20 protein-coding genes are annotated in these 23,944 nt (G+C 61.6%); 12 read left to right on the top strand and 8 right to left on the bottom strand.

What is annotated here, in order from left to right; all coding sequences use genetic code 11:
- The first annotated feature begins 233 nt into the window (after positions 1 to 233).
- From QEN71_RS14555 to QEN71_RS14515, 9 genes are all read left to right on the top strand, one after another.
- The gene (locus tag QEN71_RS14555) at positions 234 to 659 is read left to right on the top strand and encodes a DUF4399 domain-containing protein (protein WP_201651124.1); all 426 of its coding nucleotides are present in this window, start codon (positions 234 to 236) and stop codon (positions 657 to 659) included.
- Positions 660 to 721: 62 nt separating this feature from the next.
- Positions 722 to 1,150 carry a DUF4399 domain-containing protein gene (locus QEN71_RS14550; RefSeq protein WP_201651123.1) on the top strand — a complete coding sequence of 143 codons (429 nt, stop codon included), beginning with the start codon at positions 722 to 724 and terminating at the stop codon, positions 1,148 to 1,150.
- Between the two features lie 330 nt (positions 1,151 to 1,480).
- The gene (locus tag QEN71_RS14545; RefSeq protein ID WP_201651122.1) at positions 1,481 to 1,750 is read left to right on the top strand and encodes a hypothetical protein; all 270 of its coding nucleotides are present in this window, start codon (positions 1,481 to 1,483) and stop codon (positions 1,748 to 1,750) included.
- A 367-nt stretch (positions 1,751 to 2,117) separates the two neighbouring features.
- Entirely contained in the window at positions 2,118 to 3,515 is a 1,398-nt protein-coding gene (locus QEN71_RS14540; RefSeq protein ID WP_201651252.1) for an efflux transporter outer membrane subunit, read from the top strand.
- 206 nt (positions 3,516 to 3,721) lie between these two features.
- The gene (locus QEN71_RS14535; RefSeq protein WP_201651121.1) at positions 3,722 to 6,250 is read left to right on the top strand and encodes an FHA domain-containing protein; all 2,529 of its coding nucleotides are present in this window, start codon (positions 3,722 to 3,724) and stop codon (positions 6,248 to 6,250) included.
- On the top strand, positions 6,228 to 7,601 hold the full coding sequence (locus tag QEN71_RS14530) for an HlyD family efflux transporter periplasmic adaptor subunit (RefSeq protein ID WP_201651251.1): 1,374 nt from the start codon (positions 6,228 to 6,230) through the stop codon (positions 7,599 to 7,601). Before QEN71_RS14535 ends, QEN71_RS14530 begins: the two co-directional genes overlap by 23 nt.
- Positions 7,602 to 7,699: 98 nt before the next feature.
- Complete coding sequence (locus QEN71_RS14525) at positions 7,700 to 8,452, top strand: peptidylprolyl isomerase (protein ID WP_201651120.1); 753 nt, start codon at positions 7,700 to 7,702, stop codon at positions 8,450 to 8,452.
- 34 nt (positions 8,453 to 8,486) lie between these two features.
- Positions 8,487 to 11,543 carry a peptidase domain-containing ABC transporter gene (locus tag QEN71_RS14520; protein WP_201651119.1) on the top strand — a complete coding sequence of 1,019 codons (3,057 nt, stop codon included), beginning with the start codon at positions 8,487 to 8,489 and terminating at the stop codon, positions 11,541 to 11,543.
- Positions 11,540 to 12,898: a sigma-54 interaction domain-containing protein gene (locus QEN71_RS14515; RefSeq protein WP_201651118.1), complete on the top strand. Its 1,359-nt coding sequence runs from the start codon at positions 11,540 to 11,542 to the stop codon at positions 12,896 to 12,898. The genes QEN71_RS14520 and QEN71_RS14515 overlap by 4 nt, the downstream gene beginning before the upstream one ends.
- Positions 12,899 to 12,904: 6 nt before the next feature.
- Here QEN71_RS14515 and QEN71_RS14510 read toward each other — a convergent pair whose 3' ends face one another.
- Both QEN71_RS14510 and QEN71_RS14505 read right to left on the bottom strand, forming a co-directional pair.
- A complete protein-coding gene (locus tag QEN71_RS14510) occupies positions 12,905 to 13,675 on the bottom strand; it encodes a PP2C family protein-serine/threonine phosphatase (RefSeq protein WP_201651117.1) in 771 nt (256 codons plus the stop codon).
- A 5-nt stretch (positions 13,676 to 13,680) separates the two neighbouring features.
- The gene (locus QEN71_RS14505; protein WP_201651116.1) at positions 13,681 to 13,965 is read right to left on the bottom strand and encodes a hypothetical protein; all 285 of its coding nucleotides are present in this window, start codon (positions 13,963 to 13,965) and stop codon (positions 13,681 to 13,683) included.
- A 450-nt stretch (positions 13,966 to 14,415) separates the two neighbouring features.
- Here QEN71_RS14505 and QEN71_RS14500 point away from each other — a divergent pair, with 450 nt between their 5' ends.
- Positions 14,416 to 14,946, top strand: coding sequence for a lecithin retinol acyltransferase family protein (locus QEN71_RS14500; RefSeq protein ID WP_201651115.1), 531 nt, complete (start codon positions 14,416 to 14,418; stop codon positions 14,944 to 14,946).
- On the opposite strand, the gene QEN71_RS14495 is transcribed toward QEN71_RS14500, so the two are convergent.
- Positions 14,933 to 15,118, bottom strand: coding sequence for a hypothetical protein (locus tag QEN71_RS14495; protein ID WP_201651114.1), 186 nt, complete (start codon positions 15,116 to 15,118; stop codon positions 14,933 to 14,935). The genes QEN71_RS14500 and QEN71_RS14495 overlap by 14 nt on opposite strands.
- On the opposite strand from QEN71_RS14495, the gene QEN71_RS14490 reads away from it, so the two are divergent.
- Positions 15,117 to 15,359 carry a hypothetical protein gene (locus tag QEN71_RS14490; protein WP_201651113.1) on the top strand — a complete coding sequence of 81 codons (243 nt, stop codon included), beginning with the start codon at positions 15,117 to 15,119 and terminating at the stop codon, positions 15,357 to 15,359. The genes QEN71_RS14495 and QEN71_RS14490 overlap by 2 nt on opposite strands.
- A gap of 72 nt (positions 15,360 to 15,431) precedes the next feature.
- Here QEN71_RS14490 and QEN71_RS14485 read toward each other — a convergent pair whose 3' ends face one another.
- The 3 genes from QEN71_RS14485 to QEN71_RS14475 form a co-directional block, all read right to left on the bottom strand.
- Positions 15,432 to 15,683 (bottom strand): DUF2866 domain-containing protein, encoded by a 252-nt coding sequence (locus QEN71_RS14485; protein WP_201651112.1) that lies wholly within the window; start codon positions 15,681 to 15,683, stop codon positions 15,432 to 15,434.
- Between the two features lie 327 nt (positions 15,684 to 16,010).
- Positions 16,011 to 16,340: a hypothetical protein gene (locus QEN71_RS14480; RefSeq protein WP_201651111.1), complete on the bottom strand. Its 330-nt coding sequence runs from the start codon at positions 16,338 to 16,340 to the stop codon at positions 16,011 to 16,013.
- A gap of 53 nt (positions 16,341 to 16,393) precedes the next feature.
- Positions 16,394 to 18,178 (bottom strand): M30 family zinc metallopeptidase, encoded by a 1,785-nt coding sequence (locus QEN71_RS14475; RefSeq protein WP_233471823.1) that lies wholly within the window; start codon positions 18,176 to 18,178, stop codon positions 16,394 to 16,396.
- A gap of 337 nt (positions 18,179 to 18,515) precedes the next feature.
- Here QEN71_RS14475 and QEN71_RS14470 point away from each other — a divergent pair, with 337 nt between their 5' ends.
- Positions 18,516 to 20,129 carry a tetratricopeptide repeat protein gene (locus tag QEN71_RS14470; RefSeq protein WP_201651110.1) on the top strand — a complete coding sequence of 538 codons (1,614 nt, stop codon included), beginning with the start codon at positions 18,516 to 18,518 and terminating at the stop codon, positions 20,127 to 20,129.
- A 24-nt stretch (positions 20,130 to 20,153) separates the two neighbouring features.
- Here the strand turns inward: QEN71_RS14470 and QEN71_RS14465 are convergent, their stop codons facing one another.
- Both QEN71_RS14465 and QEN71_RS14460 read right to left on the bottom strand, forming a co-directional pair.
- Positions 20,154 to 21,902: a peptidoglycan D,D-transpeptidase FtsI family protein gene (locus QEN71_RS14465; protein ID WP_201651109.1), complete on the bottom strand. Its 1,749-nt coding sequence runs from the start codon at positions 21,900 to 21,902 to the stop codon at positions 20,154 to 20,156.
- A 268-nt stretch (positions 21,903 to 22,170) separates the two neighbouring features.
- On the bottom strand, positions 22,171 to 23,712 hold the full coding sequence (locus tag QEN71_RS14460) for a methyl-accepting chemotaxis protein (protein WP_201651108.1): 1,542 nt from the start codon (positions 23,710 to 23,712) through the stop codon (positions 22,171 to 22,173).
- Positions 23,713 to 23,944 lie beyond the last annotated feature (232 nt).

Genomic DNA, 23,944 nt, shown 5'->3' with positions numbered 1-23,944 from the left:
GACAGAACCTCGTCATCGGACGAAGCGGCTCGATCGAAAACCGTTGCCGTTCGCCATGCTGCCCGACACGCGCGATACCGTTGCCGGGCACCCCTTCGCGCAGATCACCCTTACAAAAGATAGCACGCAGTGAGAACGTCAGAAGGTTAACGAGCGTGGCGTATCTTTTTAACAAGTTACGTCCTAAGCTAAAGCGGAAGCAAGCAGCACTGACCCTCCCTGGGAGATGCGCAATGCAAACAAGAATAAGGCTCGCGGCTATCGGCGCGCTCTTTCTCGCTTCGGCGCAGGTGTTTGCAGGCCCGACGCCGTCGCCGCCGGGCGCCGAGGTCTACATCATCTGGCCGGCAGACGGCACCGTGATTACGGGCGGCAAGCTCTGGGTGCGAATGGGCTTGCGCAACATGGGCGTGTGTCCTAAAGGCGTCAATGTGCCGAACACGGGGCATCACCATCTGCTGATCGATACGGACCTGCCGCCGATGGATCAGGAAATTCCCTCTGACCGGAATCACCTGCATTTTGGCGCAGGCGAAACGGATGCGCGCATCGAACTGCCGCCCGGCAAGCACACGCTGCAATTGCTGCTCGGCGACTTCAATCACGTGCCGCATAACCCGCCCGTCTATTCGAAGAAGATCACCATCATCGTGAAGTGAGCACGCGTGCACGCCGCGCCGGCACGTGTGGCGCACAGCACGCAAGACGGAGAGCATCAGCCATGATCAGGATCGTTGTCGCCGCTGCGGCGCTTGCCGCTCTCGCTTCGATGAATGTGGCATTCGCCGGGCCGACGCCCGCGCCCAAGGATGCCTACGCCTATATCGGCTATCCGAACGACGGACAGGTCGTGCCCGCCAACAAGCCGTTTCGCGTGTGGTTCGGCTTGCGTTACATGGGCGTTGCGCCGAAGGGCGTCAAGTATCCGAACACGGGCCACCACCATCTGTTGATCGATACGGACTTGCCTCCGATGGATCAGGAGATTCCGTCGGATCGCCAGCATCTGCATTTCGGCGCGGGCGAAACGGAAACGACGATCACCTTGCCGCCCGGCAAGCACACCATCCAGTTGCTGATGGGCGACGAAAATCACATTCCGCACAACCCGCCTGTCTATTCGAAGAAGATCACAGTGATCGCGAAGTGAACGAACGTAAGTGCTCAATCGCGGCCTGTTTTAATGCTCTTTTTGTTCATCTTCATCGTTGCTCTTGTTGGTGTCTTTATCAATCCAACAGTTTTGCGCCATATGTTGGCCACGTGATGGCACCTGGTGGTCTGAACAAAGTACCCGGGATTCGTAAGCGCAATTGCAGTTCGACGCGTAACCCAATGGCAGCAAGGCTTTGCAGGTTTTTCGCGGCGCAGGCAGTGCAATTGGCACAGCCTATGCGTTGTAAGGCCCGAGCAGACAAGATGCTCGAACCCAAACCGAAACACCTTAGCGAATCTTCGCTTCCCTCTTAGGAGAACTGTCATGAGCGCACTGATGATCAAAGACCTGTCCGTCACCGAAGAACTCGACAGCAAGTCGATGAAGGCTGTCCGCGGCGGCTACCTCGCCTATCCGTACTTCCCGAGCATCAAGCTCGACTTCGACAACAGCAAGCATGTCGACGCACAACAACTGATCTCGCAGGAACTCAACATCAACAACATGAGCGGCAACAACAACGCCTTCGCGTCGGGCCTGAACACGACGATCAAGCCGACGCAGACGGCCAACAACAACGTCACCGTGCACTAAGCACACGGCGTTACCCGCGGAGGTTCAGACCAGCCTCCGCGGGCCTTCCGGAAAAGTACGGAAGCAAGCTGCACCACGCATCGTCAAAAAGATTCAAAAGCAATTCGTCCTGTCCACACGACCGCCGCGTCACCGCACGCACTCCACGCCGAACGAAATCCACCGACATCGATAGAGATGCCGCGCTGGACGTGCTTTACTTGAAAGGCGCGCTCTGCACGTGCAGTACAGCCGGAAAAGATCGGAGAATATCGTGTCTGCGTTGCCTGATTCGTTCGTCGCCTGCTGTTCGAACTTCGTTTCGCCGGACCGCCGTTGCGCGGATGTCCGCCGCGAAGAACAGCGCAAGCTTTCCTTTGCTGCAGTTGTGCGCACATTCAGTGCGGCTGCCGCCTGTGCGGCATTGCTGGCAGGCTGCGTCGACGTTCATATGGCCGATTACAAGCGGCCCGACACGCCCACCAAGGCAGCGTGGTCCGACAAGACGGGCTCCCTCGTCTCGCCCGCCGACACGATCGTGCCCGACTGGTGGAAAGGCTTCCAGGATCCGTATCTGAATACGCTGATCGATAAGGCAATCGCGGGCAATTTCGACATCAAGGTACTGGCCGCGCGCATCGACGTAGCCGGTGCGCAAATCGGCGAAGCGAAAGCAGGCGCGCTGCCTACGGCCGATCTCGGCGCAGGCGCCAATTTCCAGAAAGTGACGGGACAACCGCTCTCGCGTCAATACAACGTGGCGGCCCAGGTGAACTGGGACATCGACATCTGGGGCAAGGTAGAAAAGGGCGTGCAGGCGCAAAAGGCCGAGTTTCACGCGTCCGAAGCCGACTGGCGCGCGGGCTATCTGGAACTCGTGTCGAATGTGGCGACCACGTACTTCCAGATTCTCCAGTTCGACGACCAGATCGTCGCGCAACAGAAAATGGTCGACGAGAATCGCACGATTCTCTCGATCTTCGACGGCATGAGCCGCAACGGCCTGATTCCGAAGACGCAGGTGATGCGTCAACAGGCCGAGGTGAATCGTCTAACCAAGGACCTGCTCGATCTGCGCCGTTCGCGCAGTCTTGCGAATAACGCGCTGTGCACGCTGATCGGCGTGCCGGCGGGCGAATTCACCGTGCCTGTCGGACATTTGCAGCAGCGTGTGCAATTGCCGCCCGTGCCGGGCGGACTGCCTTCGCAATTGCTGTCGCGGCGGCCCGACATCGTCGCCTCCGAACTGCGCGTGCTCGAAGCGTACGACCTCGTCGGCGAAGCCAAGCTCGCGCAACTGCCGACCATCAGCCTGACGGGACATGGCGGCACCGCGAGTTTCGCGCTGTCCGATCTTCTGAAGTCGTTCACATTTGGCTTGATGCCGAGCATCAACATTCCGCTGCTCGATCCCGGTGTGCGGGCTCACGTGAAAACCACGCAAGCGCAATCCACAGTCGCCGAGCAGCAATACCGGCAAACCGTGATAGGTGCATTCGAAGAAGTCGAAAACGCGCTCGTCAATCTGGATTCGCACAGGCAGCAGCGTGTCGAATTGCAACAGGAAGTGGAACGTCTGAGCGTCGTCAACGAGCAGATGCAGTCGCAATTGCGTGAAGGCGTGGTGTCGCAACTGGACGTGTTCGAAACGGAGCGCACGCTGCTTCAGGCACAACTCGATCTGCTGACGAATCACCAGCAAATACTGTCCGACACGGTACTGCTTTACAAGGCGCTCGGCGGTGGCTGGCCCGCTGTCGATGTGCAGACGCAAGTGAAGCAATGAGACGCTGGCACGGTTCTTAAAACGAGAACGAGAGCTGCTTGCCGGATTCGATCGCATTAGCCGTACCCATAATTGACTAACACCATGCGTGACTTAAAATTCCTGATTAGCCGCTCCTATCGTCAGATGAGCGGATACGTCGAATACGCCTTGTTGCCGCGCCTGTCGAACGCTCTGTTCGTGTCCACGCTTAGTGATGCAAAGAGATGAATCCCGGCGAAGCTCCGATTGCTGAGATGCGGGCGGCTCTGGACAAGGAGTTCGATGTCCTGCTGCTGCCCGTTTCGAACGCGTCGCTCGGCCCTATCCGTATCGTCGACGACCTGTTCGCGATCGGCCGCAGCGAGGCGCCGTTCGCCGACTATCCGCGCGATCTGATCACGAAACTTTCGCGGCGTCACGCGCGCATCTTTAGCGAGCATGGCGCGGTGTATGTGGCGGATCTCGACAGCAAGAACGGCACGACTGTGAATGGCATCGCCGTGCGGCAGACACCGTCGCGCGTGCGCGCCGGCGACGAATTGTGCTTTGGCGGCGATCTCACGTATCGCGTCGCCATCGAACCGCGCCCGTTCAGCTCCGCTTCTGCGCGCGCCGTGCAGCATCTGACCGTCACGCTCGAGCCGGAGCGCATGGATCTGGGGCTGGAGCCAATCGATCTCAGCGCGTTCCCGTTCCTCGTCAGCAAGACGGACGAGATCTTCGCGCGCTATAAAGAGCGCTTTCCGCATCAGGTCAATTACATTTCGCGGCGTCACGCGCATATCTTTCTGAAGAGCGGCGAGCCGTGGATCGAAGATCTCGGCAGCACAAACGGCACGTTCGTCAATCACAAACGTCTCGGCGAATCGGCGGTCGCGCTGCAAAACGGCGACGTGATCGGTTTCGGCGGCGATCATTTCGTCTATCGCGTTGCGCTGGCGAAGTCGTTCGAAATCGAGCCTACGCTGACGCAGATGACGCCGTCTGCCGCAGCCGCGCCTGTTGCACCCGTCATGGCGATGCCGGCGGAAGATCCCGACAAGACGACCTTTGTCGGCGCGGCGCACTCGTTTCTCGACATCTTCTGCGTCGATCGCGCGTTGCAGCGCGAGGACGAAGTCAACGAAAGCGCGCCGCCTTTGACGCCGGAAGAATCGACGGAAACGCAGACGCGCCGTCCGCGCCGCCACTGGCAACTGGTGTCGCGCGAAGTGATGCGTACGTTCGCGGGCGGCGACCGCACGACGATGCGCCGCATCGGCTGGGGCGCGCTCGTCGTTCTGATCGTTGTTGCGGGCCTGGCGGTGACGCTGTACATGCGCAACGCGACCGAACGCGAAGTGAAGAACCTGCTCGCGGCAGGCGACTTCGAAGAGGCCGCGGACACGGCCACGTCGTCGCTACGGCGTCATCCCGCCAGCGACGCCATCCGTGCGCTCGCCAGCGAAGCGTTGATGAAAGCGCGCGTGCCCGGCTGGCTGGCGGCATTGCAGGCGAAGCAGTTCGATCGCGCGGCGGCGTTGATCGACGGCATGCACGCATCGAGCGGGAACAATCCCGATGCGCTCGCGCTGATCGATCAGCTGAAGTGGGTAGGCGATCTGGAGAGTTTTGTCGTCGGCCGCGGCGGTCCCGATGCGCCGATTCGCATCTATAGCGACGAAGGCCGGATCGGCGATCTGCTCAAGCGCTGGAACGACGACGCTAAAGGACATCAACGGATTCTGGATCGCATTGCGTCGTATGTGCCTGAATTTACCGAACCGTATGCGCTCGCGATGAGCCATCTGCGCAAACTGCAGAGCGACGATTCAGTGTACCTGGCTGCAATCGATCGGCTCAATTCGACCATCGCGACGGAACTCGCAAGCGATAAACCCGATGCGCTGCCCGCCGTGCTCGACGACTACGCGCAACGCTATCCGCGTCTTGCGGGCCTCGATGCGATACGAGCGGACCTGCGGCGGTACACGGACATCTTCAACGAAATGACGGCACGTCATCTCATGCCGTTGCTGCCGCTGATGAAGCAGGCGAACTTCAGGACGCCGCCGTTCCAGGCTCAGTACAAGCAGTTGGGCGCGAGCCGTCTGCCGTCCGCGGATGTGATCGCGCGACACGATGCGGCGAGTGCCGCCTGGCAAAGCGGCGACAGCCAGCAGGCGCTGGCCGCATTGCAGGCGATGCCGGCCGGTCCGTGGTCCGACGTGATGTCCGAAGAACTCGCGCACAAGAAGGCGCTGCTCGATCAGTTCGCGGATGTGCAAAAGAGCCGTGGTTCGAGCGATCGCGACGACAAGCTGCTGTCCTTTTACGCCAGCCTCGACCCCGTCGAAGACGTGTACTACGTGCGCGCCGTGCAGGGCGACGTCAACGCGCTGCGCGACAAGGCGCTCGCGCGCGCACAAGATCTGATCAATCGCGCGCAGACATTGTGGCGGCAGTATCGCGCGAACGGTTCGATCGGCGGCACGCAGCGTCTGGAGTCGGGTATCTCCGACGGCTTCCGCAATCAGGCGCGTCTGTTGGCGGGCGCGAATACGTCGGCGCAACAGGGCATGCGCGTCTATACGCAACTGAAGGCGCCGCATCCGGATGGATCGGACAAGCTGCTCGAAGACATCGACGCGGAAACGCAATTGCAGCGTCGCTCGTTGCAGGAACTTCGCATGGTGCTCGAACCGGGCTTGCTCAAATCCAAGCTCGCGTTGATTGGAGGCAGTGACGAAAGTGAAGCGCGACAATCACCCTAAGCCGCTCTACAAAGCGCTCGAAGATCATAGCGCCGAAGGCGTGGCGATCCTCGCGGCGGAACCCGTGCGTATTGCGCAGGCGCTGGTGCTGGCGATGGTCGGTCTCGTCGTCGCGGGCCTGCTGTGGTCGTTCTTCGGTCGCGCGGACGTGATCGTCACGGCTCAAGGCACGCTTGCGCCGGAGTCGGACGTGCGCCGTATTTATGCACCGATCGACGGCGAACTCACGGACCTCTATATCGCCGAAGGGCAGCCTGTTTCGAAAGGCGATGTGCTTGCGCGCCTCAATGCGCGCGGCGCAATTCAGGCTGCGACGGATGCATTGCAGGCGCAGTTGAAACTCGAAGACGCCGAGCGCGAGTGGAAAGAATTTCCGCAAAAGAAAGAGCTGATGGAGCGCAAGGCGGCTGCACTCAAGGATCAGCTCGAAGTGGAAGAGCGTCTGCACGAGAACCGCATTTCCGAAGGCACGACGAAACTCGCCGAAGGCCAGAAAGCGCAACTGGAAGAAGCGCGCAGCACGCTCGACAATGCGCGCCGCGCACGCGATGCCGCACGCCAGGAAGCGGACAAGTACTCTCGTCTGTTCGCGCAGCCGGGCGGCGGCGGCGTCGCCGAATTGCAGGTGGATGCCAAGCGCAATACGTATATGGAAGCGGAAAATGCGTACCGTGTCGCGCAATCGCGGCTCGCCGAACTCGACTTCAAGCTGAGTCACGAATACGCGGAAGCGAATGCGCAACTCGAAACGAGCGGCCAGCAGGCGACGACGCTGCAACTGCAATACGACGACCTGATCCGCGACATCACCAGCACGGAAGAGAAGCTGCGGCTGCAATTGCAGACGGCGCGCCTCGTCGCCGATGCCGCCGCACGCATCCGTTTCGAGAACATCGACAAGGACAATTTTCTGTTGATCCTTGCACCGACCTCTGGCGTCATCACCGATGTCACGTCGACGCAAACGGGCGACAAGATTCAGGCGAACGCGCCGCTCGGCGGCATTGCACCGAAAGACGCGCGCCCCGTGCTGAAGATCGAGATTGCCGAGCGCGATCGCGCGTTCCTGCACGAAGGGATGACCGTGAAGCTGAAATTCAACGCGTTTCCGTATCAGCGCTATGGGCTGATCAACGGCACGCTCGCCTATATCTCGCCGGCGACGAAACCATCGGCACAGGACAAGCAGCCTGTCTACGAAGGCCGCGTGCAACTCGACAAGAATTACTACCAGGTCGCGGAAAACCGCTATCCGTTGCGCTACGGGATGACGGCGAGCGCCGAAATCGTCGTGCGCGAGCGGCGGCTGATCGATCTGGGGCTGGACCCGTTCAGGCAACTGGCCGGATAGACGGACCGTCATCTGAACGCGCTGCATCGCAAGCTAAGCCACGAGTACAACCGCCAGCCCGCCTGTTCGTTCGGGCCACCACCAGAGGAGCGGACGAGATGACCGCGATCGTACGAATCGATGATGAAGTCGTGGATGTCGGCGAATTCATACGTCTGTTGAAACTCACGGGCCAGTTCGAAAGCCTGATCGAGCAGATGGTACGCGACAAGCTGGCCGTGCACGCCGCGAAGAAGCACGGCGTGAGCGTGAGCGCCGACGAAATCCAGGAGCGCGCCGATCAGTTCCGGCGCGTGCGTGGGCTGCATCGCGCCGCCGATATGAACCAGTATCTGGACACGCTGAAGATCAGTCTCGACGACTTCGAGGCGTTCATCACGGACGGCCTGTTTCAGGAAAAGATGCTCGACAAGGTCGGCAGCGACGGCGAAATCGAAGAGTACTTTTCGATGAATTCGCCGAAGTTCGATGCGCTCGAAGTGAGCCACATCCTGCTCGACGACGAAGGCAAGGCGAAGGAAATGATCTCGTATCTGCACGACGATCCCGATGCATTCGCCGAGATGGCGCGCGAGCATTCCATTGCCGATACGAAGGATTCGGGCGGCGTGATCGGCAAGGTGCTGCGCGGTTCGCTGAAGCCCGATATCGAGGCGAAGATCTTCAACGCGTCAGTCGGCGATCTGCTGGGGCCGTTCGCTTCGCCCGATAGATCGTGCTTCGAGATTTTCGCGGTGACGGCGAAGTATCCCGCACAACTCGACGCGGATGTCGCGTCGGAAATCAAACGGCTGTTGCGCGAACAGTGGCTGATGACGCGCGCGCAGGAACACATCATCGAAGCGCTCTGACTGACGCGCGCTGCCGACGGGGACCGCAAGCATCATGGATGCACCGCAAACCACGCCTACCACTGCCGACTTCCTGTCGACGGTCGAGATTCTTTCGCCGTTCACGCGCGAAGAACTCGAACGCATCGCGGAGCATGTGCAATCGCGTTTCTATTCGTTCGGCGAGACGGTGTGCAACGTCGGCGACGCGGCAGACGGTCTCTATGTGATCAAGACCGGCTCCGTGCGCATTTTCACCGAGGAGCACGGCAAAGAGATCAGCATGGGCGTGCGCAAGACAAGCGAAGTCTTCGCCGACATCGCGATGCTGCGTCCGTATGTGCATGAGTCGTCGGTGCGTTCTTCGGGCAAGACTGAGTTGCTGTTCATTCCGCGCGCGGCCATCGAGCCGATTATCGCGGGCAATCAGGCGGCGCTCGCGTTCGTCGCGAGCTATGTCGCGATCAACTCGGCAGGCGGATTCGTTGCGCAGCTATTCGATTTGCGCGGCAAACTCAACAAGCAGGAACTGGAAGAGTATGTGCGCAGCGTCGGCGTCAAGCGCGTCGCGGCAGGCAAGGAGATACTCAAGCAGGATGCGCGCGACGACCGGCGGCTTTACGTCGTGCGGCAAGGCGAAGTGCGTATCGTGCGTCAGGAGGACGGCAACGACTACACGCTCGCGACGCTGCGCGAAGGCGAGATATTCGGCGAGAAAGCGTGTCTGATGCGGCAGGAGCAGGCGGCATCCGCCATCGCCACGACGGATACGCGGCTGCTCGTGATTCCCGAGCGCACGGTGCATTTCATTCTCGAGCGCAATCCGAAACTGCGCGAAGTACTCGACGAACGCATCAAGTACGCGGACCGCGAACTGGACCGGCAAAAACGCATCGAGCAAAGACGCAAGCTGCCGCTGCGGCTCGACCTGCACACGAAGCCTGAGCTTGGCGAACGGGTCATCCGCCGCTTCGGCCTCGTCGAGCAGGCCGAAGAAATGGATTGCGGTGCCGCGTGTCTCGCGATGATCTGCAAGCACTACGGCATTCCGATGACGCTCGGCAAGCTGCGTGAACTCGCGAACGTGACGACGCAGGGTGCGACGCTCGACAGTCTCGCGCGTGCGGGCGAATCGCTCGGTTTCTCGGCGCGCGGTGTGCAATGCACGTTCGATTCGTTGCGCGGCTTCGACCTGCCGTTCATCGTGCACTGGGAAGGCTATCACTACATCATCGTGTACGGCGTGTCGAAAGATCACGTGTGGCTCGCCGATCCCGCGCTGGGTTTCCGCAAGCTGAGCCTCGAAGATTTCGAGCGCGGCTGGAGCGGCACGTGTCTGCTTTTCGCGCCGGGGCCGAACCTCGTGCAGCTATCCGCGTCGCGTTCACCGTGGCTGCGCTTTATCGGCTATCTGACGCCGTACAAAAAGATCCTGCTGCATCTGTTCCTCGCGACCTTCGTGATTCAGGTGCTGGGTGTGATTCCGCCATTGATCATCCAGAACATTCTCGACGGCGTGATCGTGCATCAGAACATCAGCCTGCTGCATCTGCTGATACTGGGCTTGATCATTTCGAATGTGTTTTCGCAGTTGATGTCGATGATCCGCGCGTACCTGTCGAATTTCATGGTGCGCAACATGGACTTCGCGATGATGTCGCAGTTCTTCAGGCACACCATGTCGCTGCCGTTCTCGTTCTTTGCAAAGCGCAAGACGGGCGACATTTTTGCGCGCTTCCAGGAGAACCAGACGATACGCGCGTTTCTCACCGAGTCGACGGTGACGACGGCGCTCAATCTGCTGATGGTGTTCATCTACTTTGCGATCATGTTCTTCTACAACGCGAAAATGACTTTCGTGCTGATCGCTTTCGTCATTCCGATCATGGCGCTGACGTTGGTCGCGACGCCGAAGATCAAGAACTATGCGCGCGAAACGTTCGCGGCGGCAACGGATTCGAAGTCGTTTCTGATGGAGGCGCTTTCGGGTGTCGAGACGGTGAAGGGCATGGGCATCGAGCGGCCCGTGCGCTTGCGCTGGGAAAAGAAGTACGCGAAAGCGCTGGAAGTGCAGTACCGCGCGCATGCATTCAACATTTTCATCGGCTTTATCAGCCAGCTGCTGAACGCGGCGACGACGATCGCGATTCTCTGGGTCGGCGCGAATCTCGTGCTGGCGCGCGAGATGACGATTGGTCAACTCATCGCGTTCAATGCATTCATGGGCAGTGTGCTGTCGCCGTTGATGGGACTCGTCGGCTTGTGGAGCATGCTCAACGATGCAGGCGTCGCGATGGAACGGCTCGGCGACGTGCTGGATATCGAGCCTGAGCAAAAGCCCGAAGATCTGCCGTCGCGCGTGATGCTGCCGGATCTGCAAGGCGAAATCAGCCTGAACGGCGTGTACTTCCGCTACGGCGACAACGACAGCGCCTATGTGCTGGAGAACATCAGCTTCGAGATCAAGCCGGGCGAGCTGATCGCAATTGTCGGCCGCAGCGGTTCGGGCAAGACCACGCTCGCGAAGCTACTGGTCGGTTTTTATGCGCCGAGCGACGGCAAGATGACCGTCGACGGCTACGACATGAACGTGATCGACAAGGCGTTCTATCGCGCGCAGATCGGCTATGTGATGCAAACCAACCTGCTGTTCTCCGGCACGATTGCCGAGAACATCGCGAGCGGTGACGACACGCCCGATCGCCGGCGCATCGAGGAAGTCGCGAAGATGGCCGACGCGCATGCGTTCATCGCGAAGCTGCCGCTCGGTTATGAACAGATCGTGGGTGAGCGGGGCATCGGTTTGTCGGGCGGCCAGATACAGCGTCTGTGCATTGCGCGCGCGCTGTATCACGATCCACGTCTGCTCGTATTCGACGAAGCGACGTCGGCGCTCGATACGCAATCGGAAAGCAACATCCTCAGCAATATGCACGACATCCTCAAGGGACGCACGGCCGTGATCATCGCGCATCGACTCAGCACGATCATGCGCGCCGACAAGATTCTGGTGCTCTACGAAGGGGCGATTGTCGAGCAGGGGCGTCATGAGGAACTGGTCAACCGGAAGGGCATGTACTACCAGCTCGTCCAGAAACAGCTGAGCGCATGATGAAGATACTTGACCAGCAGCCTGAAGAAAGCGGTTCACCCCTCTCGTATGCGGGCCTGATCGAGAAGATCGAGATTCTGCGCTCGACGCTGCGCTGGTCGTCGCGGCTCGAACGCGCGGACATCGAAAAACTCCTGAAACAGGCGAGTTCCTTGCGCGACGAAGTGATGCAGATGTCGCACAAGGAGCGCTTCGTGCAGGCGGCCGTCGTCGAGCCGTTGCGCGGCGGCGACCAGTCGCGTGGTGCGCGACGTCAGGCGCTGCTCGCGCGCAGCTTCATTTTCGAAGGGACGTTCGGCGATAACCCGAAACTGCTGGAAGCACTCGAAATCTCCGAAAAGGCGGCGCCCACTGATCTTCCCGTATTGATCGACGGCGAGAGCGGCACGGGCAAGGAACTGATGGCGAAGGTGATTCACGCGAACGGCAGCCGCTCGGACAAGCCGTTTATCTCCGTCAACTGCGGCGCGATTCCCGACAATCTGCTGGAGTCGGAACTGTTCGGTCATAGAAAGGGCGCTTTTACGGGCGCAACGAATGACCGCAAAGGCAAATTCGAAAGCGCACATACGGGCACGATCTTTCTCGATGAAATCGGCGAGTTACCTTTGACAGGGCAAGTGAAACTGCTGCGCGTACTGGAAGCGCATGAAATACAGCGCGTCGGATCGGATGAGCCGATCGGCGTCGATACCCGTATCGTCGCAGCCACCAACCGCAATTTGCGCAAGCTGAGCGAGCAGGGCACGTTCCGCGAAGATCTGTTTTACCGGCTGAGCGTCATTCATGTGACGCTGCCGCCGTTGCGCGAAAGGCGCGACGAAATTCCGCTGCTGATCCAGTACTTCGGCGACGAAGCAGCGGGCGCGTTAAAGCGTCGCCCCGTGAGAATCACGCCTAAATTGAGGGACTTTCTGCTGACCTATGCGTATCCCGGCAATATCCGCGAATTGCGCAACGTGATGTACCGCATCTCGTGTCTCGCGGGCGATATCGCCGATGTCGACCATCTGCCGACGGATATGCGGCCAACGTCACCCGTTGCGTCGTCGATATTCGGCGTCGCGAACGAAGCGACGAATGGCGCGGCGGCGAACGTGTCGAACCTGCTGTCGCTCAGCGATGCAAAGCGCGCCGCCAGCGACGAAGCCGAAAAGGCTTTCCTGCAACGCGGTTTGCAGGAAGTGGGCGGTACGGTCGCGGAACTGGCGCGCCGCGTCGACATGAACCGGTCGCATCTTCAGATGTTGCTGAAGAAGCACGGTCTGCATTCGAAGGATTTCCGGCGGGCGCACGCGCAAGCGAATGCGCGCAAGGAAGACGAAGAAGCGAACGACGAAGCCGATATGGGATGACGTCCCTTATGGCGCCGGGTTGAGCAGCGTTCTGTCGGACGCTTGCGGGTCTTCCGCCTGCACGACGACGGCCGTGATGTTGTCGCGGCCGCCGCGTGCGAGCGCGATATCGACAAGTTCATCGGGTGCATGAAGACAATCGACGCTTGCTAGCGTCTGCTGAATTTCTGCGTCCGTCACTTCATTGCTCAAGCCGTCGCTGCATAGCAGAAAAACGTCGCCGTCCGCGACTTCGATCGCGTCTTCGTCGAGATCGAGATGATCCGTCGCGCCGACGGCGCGCGTGATGATGTTGTGCGCGGGATGATTGCGCGCTTCTTCTTCGGTCAGATAGCCCGACTGCCGCAGTTCTTCCACCTGGCTGTGATCGCGCGTGAGCTGCCGCAATTGCCCTTGCCGCAGCAGATAAATGCGGCTGTCGCCGGCCCACAGATAGCCGCAGAAGCGATCGCACGCGAGCAGCACGACGACTGTCGTGCCGATGCGTTGAACCTGTCTGCGGGCCGCTTCTTCACGCAATTGACGGTTGGCGTTTTGCAGGCGCGTGCGCGCCTCGGCGATGCAATGCTTGATGCCTGCCTGTTCCGGCAACTGGCCGAGCGTCTCGATTACGAGCTGGCTCGCGAGATCGCCGACATCGTGCCCGCCCATGCCGTCAGCCACGGCCCATCGGCCCTGCTGAGGCTGGTCGAGGCACGCGTCCTCGTTGATCTCGCGCACGCGTCCCGTGTCGGAGCGCGCCGCCGACGCCCACCGGAATTGACTGGAACAGGTCACGGCATCTAAGCCCGGTTCGTACTGCGTTCGTCTGGAGATACATTGATGCTCGAGTTGTTGCCGGTGTTGCGAACGTCAACCGTCTGGAACTGGTTGATCATCTGGTTAGCATAGAAGTTGTTCGTGACGTCGTACAGGTTCACGACAGGTCCGACGCTCGGCGTGTCGTGAACATACGGCGTGATCCAGCCGAAAACCCAGGGCGCGCCCCCGCCGCCGCTGATCGCGGACATGGCCTTGCGATCGAGCGCGAGGTTGTGAGGAATATCGCTGATGGTGATGGATGCCATGAGGTGTCTCCGGTTGGCCGCCCGTCATGCGGCCGCAATTCAAAAGGAAGTTGCGACTTAAGTTGCAAGGGTTGTGCCAATTTCCGGCTGGCGCACGTACTTTCTCGCCGTCGCTTGCTGGGCTTGCGATAGCGGAAGCACGCACGCGCGCGCGTCACGCGCGAGAGGCGCAAGGCGTTGGCAGCCTTCCAACAGCGCATCGCGGCAAGCGATGGGATAGCCAACACATTCTTCACTCGCGCGCTGCGTGGGCAGCGAGCCGGATGTGATGGTGTGTGCGCAACACAATCGCTCGAAATTCTGTTGGTCACATCCCTACACCAAGCCGTCTCGAAGTGCCTATGAATGGTCAAATACTTAGGTAAATCATAGGTTTATGTCGCCTGGTCCGGATGATGCAAAAGAGCCTGCAACAGTGTTGGCCTTTTGAATCGGATACCGGGCAAAGCCATGAACCGCAACCTCCAACAATCAGGCAATGAACAAGGTGCAAACCGCGCGGCTGCTTATGCATCGGCCGATGTCGCGCTCGACGGTTCCAGCGACGAACCCGTCCTCGGTGCCCATCTGATCACGCAACGCCGCGGCTACGAACATCACGGCATTTATGTCGGCGGCGGCAAGGTCATTCACTACGCAGGTTTCGCCAAGTCCGCACATCGCGGCCCCGTCGAAGAAGTGGCGCTCGAAGCATTCGCCGACGGTCACGCCGTCTCCGTACGTCCGCATCCGTTCCCGAAGTATTCCGGTGAAGAAACCGTGCTGCGCGCCCGCTCGCGCCTCGGCGAAAACCGCTATCGCCTGCTGACGAACAACTGCGAGCACTTCTGCGCATGGTGCCTGCTCGGCGAAAGCCGCAGCGAACAGGTTCATGCATGCCTCACGCATCCGCGTACGGGCGTGCATGCAGTGCTGTGCCTCATCAGCGCTTTTGTCGGCAACCGGATGAAAACAGGTCGTGCCGTTGTTAGCGCAGCATGAGCAGCGGCAGCATGAGCAGCGGCAGCATGAGCAGCGGCAGCATGAGCAGCGGCAGCATGAGCAGCGGCAGCATGAGCAGCGGCAGCATGAGCAGCAGATTTGAATACTGACGATTGAAGTTCGAAGCGTCGAATGCCGTAAATGCAATCAGGAACGCGAAGGAGATCACCATGAGCCCGACCGGAAAAACCCTGCACTGGGCTGTCGACAAATGGCTCGCGCCGACACCGGCGATGCCCGCGCGCGTGGTGCGCTTCTGCCGTACGCAGATGCATCGGCGCTGCGTGTGCGTGGAGGCGGCGCATCCCAACGGGCTGCTGTCGATCTTCTTCTTCCGTCACGACGACGGATCATGGAATGTGTTTCCGCCCGCCGAAGTGCGGCCGGCGATGTCTGCGTGGAGGAATGCGTGATGAAGAACGGCAACCAGGCATCCAGCGCCCGCGGCGCGCGTATCGAACGGCTTGCGCTGTGCGGCGCGCAGTCTATCCGCCAGGCTGGCAGAAGCGCCGCCCCGGCACGTGCGACATCACGGCCTCGGCAATTTGACGAGGCGTGCTCTCGGCAGGCACGACGCGCCGGAAGGATTCAACGTCGTGTCTGAAGGTCCATTCGACGAGCCGGTACGAGCGTCCCCACGGATGCTGTATCGGCGGTGAAACGGTGCAGCTGTGAATGGCGAGTGTTTGCGCGCCGTGCAGTGCGCGCAGGTGGTCCAACACCGTGTCTTCGACCATCGTGTGTCTCCTTTACTGCAAGCGAGCGATGCAACGGTGAAAACGATTCATCCCGCGGCGGATAAAAAAATGCCGCCGATGTTCAGGCGGCTCAACAGCTTTGCATGAGACCAGAGTGAGGCGCTAAAGCGCCAACTCTGGTCGACAGCTTTGCATGGGACCAGAGTAAGGCGCTAAAGCGCCAACTCTGGTCGACAGCTTTGCATGGGACCAGAGTAAGGCGCTAAAGCGCCAACTCTGGTCGACAGGGGATGTCGAGTCGCATGGTTACAGCAAAGAATTAAACGAGACTTAAGAGACTTAAGGGCCAACGTCACTGGGCCAACGTCATTGCGTGGGCGCTGCCTTGACGGGCGCGATCGTTTTCAGCGATTCCACATGCACGGCAGGCAACTGCGCACCGTTCATCTCCGCCCGCGTAACCGTGCCATGCACGTTCACCTGCTGGTTTTGCAGCGACAGCGCCTGCTCGCGCGTCACGCCCTGGAGTTCGAACACGCCGCGCGCATCGTAGACGACGGGAACGATGAACGGCTCGTTGCCGCGTAGCGCGAACCGCCCCGACAGATCGACGGATTCGCCGCTGTGCAGCGTCGCGGCGCAGGCCGCGTGCATCAGCGCGAGTGCGGCCAGCGCGAGGTTTCGTTTGAAGGTCACGGGTAGCTTTGGCAAAGAGTTCGATTCATTGAATCACACTTGCGCGACACACATCAGTCGACCACGACGGAAAGCGTCGTTCCCACCGGCACGTGCACCGTTTCGCCATACGTGCCGCTGACATGCGAGCGCACGACCGGGAACGTGCCGAGCACGGCGAGCGTCGACGGCACGGAGGTCGGCAAATAGCGCGTCGCGCCGTTGTAGAGCGAAGTCGGATCGATGGCGGGCAACGCGAAGCCGCTCTCGCTGCGCGCCGGAAACGTGAAGCCCGTGACGTTCGACGCCAACGGAATCAGACCGCTCGCCGCCGCTGCAAAATCGCGCAGCATTGACGGCACGGTTGCGCTGGCCCGCGCGTTACCGATGACTTCGTTGAGAATATCGAGCGACGCCGTGTGATTCTTGTTGTTCAGCAGCGACTGATAGAACGACAGTCCGAGCTGACGATTCAGAAAGCCGCCGAAAGAGCCATTCACCGCATAGCTCTCGCAATCGGTTCCGTATGGCGTCCACGTCGTCAGGCCGCAGTTGTAGCTGCCGTGGCCCGCATACGTCATGTACGTGACGAAGCGTGCGTCGCGGATCGCGTTGTAGCCGGGCACGATCTCGCTGCTCGCCCAGTCTTCCATCATCATCGCCGTCATTTCTTCGAGCCACGGCTCGAACGCGTATTGCGAACCCATCAGCACCGGGCGGCGATAGAAGTTCTGCATGTGCATGCTTTCGTGCGCCATCGTCGTCAGCATCTGGTTCATGCCGTACGTGCCGCCCAGGTAGAGCGTTTCGGAGTCGAGATACAGCGAGATCGACTCGTTGCTGTACGCGAGGTCGCCCGCGCCTTTCTTGAAGTTGTTGAGCCCGTAGAAATAGCCGAGCAGGCCATAGGGCTGACCGTTGTTGTCGAAGTTCATCACGACGAGATCGATCGGCTGATGCGTGCCGTCGATCAGGCTCGACTGGCTATTCGGTCCATACAGCTTGCCGCCGACGCGCACCAGCATGTCGTAGATGCCGCCCGCCTGCGCGTATTGCGTGATCAGCGAACTGATGATTTGCGGCGAGATCTTCGACGCGCCGAGTTCGCCCGATTCGACCCACAGATTCACGGTGGTGCCGTCGGACGTGGTGGCCGTTTGCGCGAGCGTCGTCGTGCGCAGCGAGTGGTCGACGTAATAGAACGTGCGCGTGTCGCCGATCTGCCAGGTGGCGACGCTGTAGAGCGCGCTGGCCGTCGTGCCGTTCGTGGAATAGCGCGCCGTTGCCGTGGTCTGCGGGTCCGTCGCGAGCGAGGTCCAGCCGCGGTAGTTGAAATCGCGGATCGCGGCGAGCGTGGGGCTTTCGCTGCCGGTCGTCGAGGATGTCGCTGCCGCTTGCGACTGCGCGCGCATGATCGACGCCGACATGTTCGCGCTCAGCGAGATCGAGGACATGGCTTGCGTGCTCGCGCTTTCGTTCGTGAAAACGAGCGTCACGTTCTGCCCGGAGAGGCCCTTGATGCTGACGGGCACGTCGATAGCCGACGCATTCGCGTTGATCGCCTGCCAGATGCCTGCGCCGCTGCCCGCATAGGTCGAATCGTCTGTGGCCGAGCAGCCCTGGCAGGCAGCGTGCAGTTTGCCGTCGGCGGCGACGACGGGCACGCCGCTCGAGGTAGGCGTGCTTTTCGCCGCGTTCGAGGAGGGCGTGCTGCCGCCTCCGCCCCCGCATGCGGCGAGCGCTGCCGCCAGTGCACAGACAAGCGTCAGGGTCGTGACGCGTGCCGTAATCGATGTCGTGCGCTGGCTGCCCATCGCAGTGTTCCTTTCCGGCGTCGCCGGTTCATGCGGCGCGGTCATGCGGACCGCGCCGGCGTGTCAATCGGTGATGTGCGTGAAGCGGACTCGCGAGGTCGACGCACAAGGCGAGACTGACTACGTGAACGCTGGAGCAACGAGCGAGGCAATTGCCTCTGCTGGAATATCGGCGTGGCGGCGGGCGACTTTAGGTGCAGATCGCTTGAAACGAGGGGCAAATTCAACACGCATGCGTGTCGCGCGCAAAATGGGCGCGAGCGCGCCACGCGCAGAACTTGACGATAATTTACGAGGGGCCGGATCGCTCGCCACACAATGGCGAACACGGTGCGAGATTCGTGCGCCGATGCAATGCGCCACTAACTCCTGATTCGCCATCATGCTGCCCACTTTCGCTCCGCTACTGACCTTTCTTCGCCGGGCCGTCGCTGCGCAAGCGTGCGGCGATGCGCGCGCGCATTCGCTGTGGCTCGAAGCGGCGACGCATCTGCATCCACTGGATAACGCGTCGATCGACCGGCTGATGCTCGATCTGCTCGAACAGCAGCAGGTCGAGCAAGCGGTGTCGCTGGTCGAAACGGTCGCGCAACTCGAACCGCATAGCGCAGCAGCCAATGTGCGTCTCGGCTATGCATTGCAGATGGCCAACCGTCATCGCGATGCCATCGCTTCCTACCGCAGCGCGCTCGCTATCGATCCCACGTTTCCGCAGTTGCGCAAGAACCTCGCGATCGCGCTGAACCGCACGGGCGGCGATCCCGATGAAGAGCGCCGGTTGCTCGAAGCGGCCGTCGCGGCGGACCCGTCGGACTTCGCGCTGTGGCTCAACCTGATGAGCGCGCGGCGCGCGTGCTTCGATCTCGATGGATCGCTTGCGGCGGCGGCGCGCGCGGTCGAGATCGATCCTCAGAGTGCGCTCGCGCATGGCAATCTCGCGCAGGCGCTCAAGGAGTCGCGGCGCTGGGACGATGCGCTGATTCACGCAACAAAGGCCTGTGCGCTCGCGCCTGACAACGCATCGCTGCGCACGGGGCTCGGCGTGCTGCATCTGCTGCGCGGCGAATACGCGCAGGGCTGGGCCGCGCACGAAGCACGCTGGAATGATCCGGCGAGCATGCTGACGGAAGGGCGTCCGCCGTTCGACAGGCCGCAATGGCGCGGCGAATCGCTCGCGGGCAAGACCTTGCTGGTCTGGGGCGAACAGGGCATGGGCGACGTGCTGCAGTTTTGCCGCTTCATTCCGCTTCTCGCGCAGCGCGTGCATCGCGAAGGCGGGCGGATCGTGTGGAATTCGTTTGCGCAGATGGGGGCGCTGCTGCCGCGCAGTTTCGGCGAACACGTCGACGCCTATTCCGTCACGCGCGATATCGAAGCATTGCCTGCGTTCGATTTCGAATTACCGCTCGTGAGCGCGCCGTTGATGCTCGATACGCGCGTCGAATCGATCCCGCAAGCGGTGCCGTATCTGCGCGCCGACGCGGACGCGCGTGCGGCATGGCGGGCGCGTCTTGCCGGCGAGAAGCGTCTGAAGGTCGGGCTCGCGTGGACGGGCAGCCTGAATCACGGACGCAACCGCTTCCGGCGCGTCGGCTGGGAGCGTTATGCGCAGGCGTTTCGCGATATCGACGGCGTCGCGTTCTATTCGCTGCAGCCGGGCGCAACGGACGATATCGACGCGGCGCGCACGGCCGGTTTTTCGATCGCCGATTTCACGCACGAGTGGCATAGCTTCGACGATACGGCGGCGTTCGTCAGCGAACTCGATCTGGTGATCACGGTGTGCACGTCGGCGGCGCACCTTGCGGGCGCGCTCGGTCAGCGCACGTGGGTGCTGCTCGACGTGAATCCGTACTGGACGTGGATGACGGACCGGCGCGACAGCCCGTGGTATCCGACGGCCACGCTGTACCGGCAGCAGCAGTTCGGCGAATGGCAGCCGGTGATGGACGACGTGTCGCGCGACCTGCGGGCACTCGCTAAAAGCGGCGTCTAGGCACCCAGCGCCGCGCGCGACGCATTAGACATCGGGCGCATGCGTCACTTCCGAAGCAGGCGCTTTCACCGGCGCATCGGGCGGCACGCCGAGCAGTTGCAGCGAACCGCCTGTGACTGCGCTGAACACCGGCCCTGCGACCGTGCCGCCATAAAACGCGCGACCTGCGGGATCGTCGATCATCACGGCGACAACGAGCCGCGGATTGCTCATCGGCGCCATGCCGACGAACAGCGACCGGTAGCGCCCCTTCGCGTACGACGCGCCGACCTGTTTGCGCGCCGTCCCCGTCTTGCCGCCGATCCGATAACCGTCGATATTCGCCGCGCGTCCCGTGCCGCCTTCGCTGGTCGCCATTTCGAGCATCGAGCGGATTGCGGCCGCCGTCGCGGGCGTCGTGACGCGCTGGCCCTCGGACGATGCGCGCGTCGGGTCGATCAGCAACGAAGCGGGATGCAGCGTGCCGTCGCCCGCGTAGGCCGTGTACACCTGCGCGATCTGCAACAGCGATGCTGACAGGCCGTAGCCATATGCCATCGTCGCCTGCTCGATGGGACGCCAGCGCGCGAACGGACGCACGCGGCCCGCGGCGACACCCGGGAACGTCAGCTCCGGCGCGCGCCCCAGTCCGTATTCCTGGTACTTGTTCCAGATGGTTTCGGCGGGCAGGTTCAGCGCGAGCTTGGCGAGTGCGATGTTGCTCGACTTCTGCAAGGCTTCGGCGATCGTCATGCGTCCGTGGTTCGACGTGTCGTGGATCACGGCGGGGCCGATCTTGTACCAGCCGGGCGCCGTGTCGATCATCGTGCCGGGCCGCACGAGCCCGCGATCGAGCGACAGCGCGACCACGAGCGGCTTGATCGTCGAACCCGGCTCGAATGTATCGACGACGGCGCGGTTGCGCAGTTGCCGACCGGTGAGCCGCGAGCGGTCGTTCGGATCGAAGCTCGGATAGTTCGCGAGCGCGAGAATCTCGCCGTTGTGCGCATCGAGCACGACGACGCTGCCCGCTTGCGCGCTGTGCTTCGCGACGGCCGCCTTCAGCTGCGCATAGGCGAGTTGCTGGATGCGGCGGTCGATCGTCAGATGAACGGTCGCACCGTTTTGCGCGGGCGTGAGCGGGCGCGTGTCCGACACCACGCGGCCTAGGCGATCACGGATCACTTCACGCTCGCCGGGTTCGCCGGACAGCATTTCATTCGCGGCCAGCTCGATGCCTTCCTGACCGTTGTCCTCGATATCGGTGAAGCCGACCACGTGCGCCGCCGATTCACCCTCGGGATAAAAGCGCTTCGAATCCGCGATGCGCGTGATGCCCGCGAGATTGAGCTTGTCGATATGCGCGGCCGTGTCCGCGTCGACCTGGCGCTTGAGCAGCACGAAGCTCTTGTCGCCCGAAACACGATGCCTGAAGTCGGCGAGCGGCATGTCGAGCAGCTTCGCGAGCGGCGGATAGGCGGCTTCGTCGAGCAGTTTCGGCGACGCCCAGATTTCGTACGTCGCGAGACTCACGGCGAGCATCGCGCCATGACGGTCGACGATGCGCCCGCGCGTCGCGTCGAGTTCGATGGTGCGCTGGTAGCGCTTTTGCCCCTGTTCGACGTAGAAGTCCTGATTGACGACCTGCACCCAGAACGCGCGGCCGACCAGCGAAGCGAACGCCGCGAACACGAGGATCACGATCAGCTTCGAACGCCACATCGGCAGGCGCGCGACGAGGACGGGATTCTTCGCGACGGGCGCGTACGGATCGTGGTTTTTCTTGCGGAGCATGAGGGCGAAGCCGGCCGTTCTGACAACCGGTCCACAGTGAGTGTAGACGGATTGTAATAAGAACGTAATCTCGACGCGAGCTTCGCGGAAGGTTTTTGCGTGCGGGGCGACGCCGGAGAGGCGTCTACGCGGCGAAAGCGGGGCGGTTTTGAAAACGGGCGCGTGGTCGCCCGTTCAACCTATGCGTCGTCTCCGACGCGGCGTGTTGAAGAGGCGCCCTCTGTGGGGCGCCTTCTTTTTCGGTTATTGCGGTGAGAGCACAGCCCGATCAGGCGGGCAGCGAGAAGCTCGAAATCGCTTCGCGCAACACGCCGACCTGATCCTTCAGCGAATGCGCGGCGGCGGCGGCCTGTTCGACGAGCGCGGCGTTCTGCTGGGTCACCTGATCCATCTCGCCGACAGCGCGGTTCACCTGCTCGATGCCCGCGCTCTGTTCGCGCGATGCATGGCTGATTTCCTCGAGAATCTCGTTCACGCGGCGCACCGACGCGACGATCTCGCCCATCGTCGAGCCCGCGTTCGCGACGAGCGATGCGCCTTCCTCGACGCTGCCCGTCGACGTTTCGATCAGCGCCTTGATCTCTTTGGCCGCCGTCGCCGAGCGTTGCGCGAGGCTGCGCACTTCCGCCGCGACGACCGCGAAGCCGCGGCCCTGTTCGCCCGCGCGGGCCGCTTCGACGGCCGCGTTGAGCGCGAGGATGTTGGTCTGGAACGCGATGCCGTCGATCACGCCGATGATGTCGCCGATCTGCTTCGAACTATTCGTGATGTCGCCCATCGTGCGGACCACGTCGTCGACGACGCGGCTGCCGCGCTTCGCGATATCGGCGGCTTCGCTGGCGAGGCCGGCTGCCGTCGCCGCGCTATCGGCGTTCTGCTTCACGTTCGACGTCATCTCGTCCATGCTCGACGCCGTTTGCACGAGTGCGGCCGCCTGTTCTTCCGTGCGCTGCGAGAGATCCGTGTTGCCTGCGGCGATTTCGCTCGCGCCGACGTTGATGTTCTCGGTGCCGGTGCGCACGCGCGACACGGTTTCGACGAGACCCTTCTGCATTGTGTGCAGCGCGTGCAGCAGACTGCCGCGGTCGTTGTTCGCGAGCGGCACGGGCGTTGCGAGATCGCCGCGCGCAATGCGTTGCGTCGCTTCGACGGCCACTTCCAGATCGCCACCGAGCGTGCTCTTTATGCTGCGCAACACGAGCACCATCACGACGGTCGCGATGGCGCCGAGCACGAAGGTGATCGCGAGCCAGCTCAGCAGATGGGTGTAGAACGCTTTCTGCACGTCGTCCATGTACATGCCCGTGACGAGCACCCAGTCCCACGGCGCGAAGCGCATTGCGTAGCTGGTCTTGGGAACGGGCGTGTCGCTGCCCGGCTTCGACCACAGGTAATCGACGAAGCCGCCTTTGCCTTGAGCTGCGGCATTGACGATATCGACGAACAGATGATTGCCCGCCGGGTCCGTGAAGCCGGACAGGTTCTTGCCGACGAGCGCCTGTTTGAACGGATGCATCAGCATGACTGGCTGCGAGTCGTTGACGGAGAAATAGCCGTCAGTGCCGTAGCGGATTGCGGCGATCGTGTCGAGCGCCTGCTTTTTGGCATCGGCTTCGCTCATCACGTGTTCTTGCGACAGCGTGTAGTAGCGGTTGGCGATCGAATGGGCCTGCTCGACGAGTGTGGTCAGCTGATCGCGGCGGTCGGCGATCATCGACGAGCGGCTTTGCCACGCGCCGAACGCACCGATGAGGACGAGGCCGATCCAGAGGATCGCGATCATCGAGGCGAGTTTTTTGTTCAGTGTCATGGTTTGGATTTGCTTTCAGCGGGTTTTGTTGCAGCGGTGCTTGTGGCACTGCCAAGTGCGTTTACGGCGCGCTACCGTTTGCGCATAAGGCGGGGAAACCCCTAACTGACCCTTTCATTTATTTGTATGAGGGTTTGGCTTGTGGCGCGGCTCTGCCTTTTTGGGTTTTGATTTTTGGGTTTTCGCTGGCATCCGCTTTGTGTCGCTGGCATCCGCTTTGTGTCGTTGGTCT

It is taken from the genome of Paraburkholderia sabiae (assembly GCF_030412785.1).
GTDB lineage: Bacteria > Pseudomonadota > Gammaproteobacteria > Burkholderiales > Burkholderiaceae > Paraburkholderia > Paraburkholderia sabiae.
This window is presented reverse-complemented; position numbering and strand designations above follow the sequence as displayed.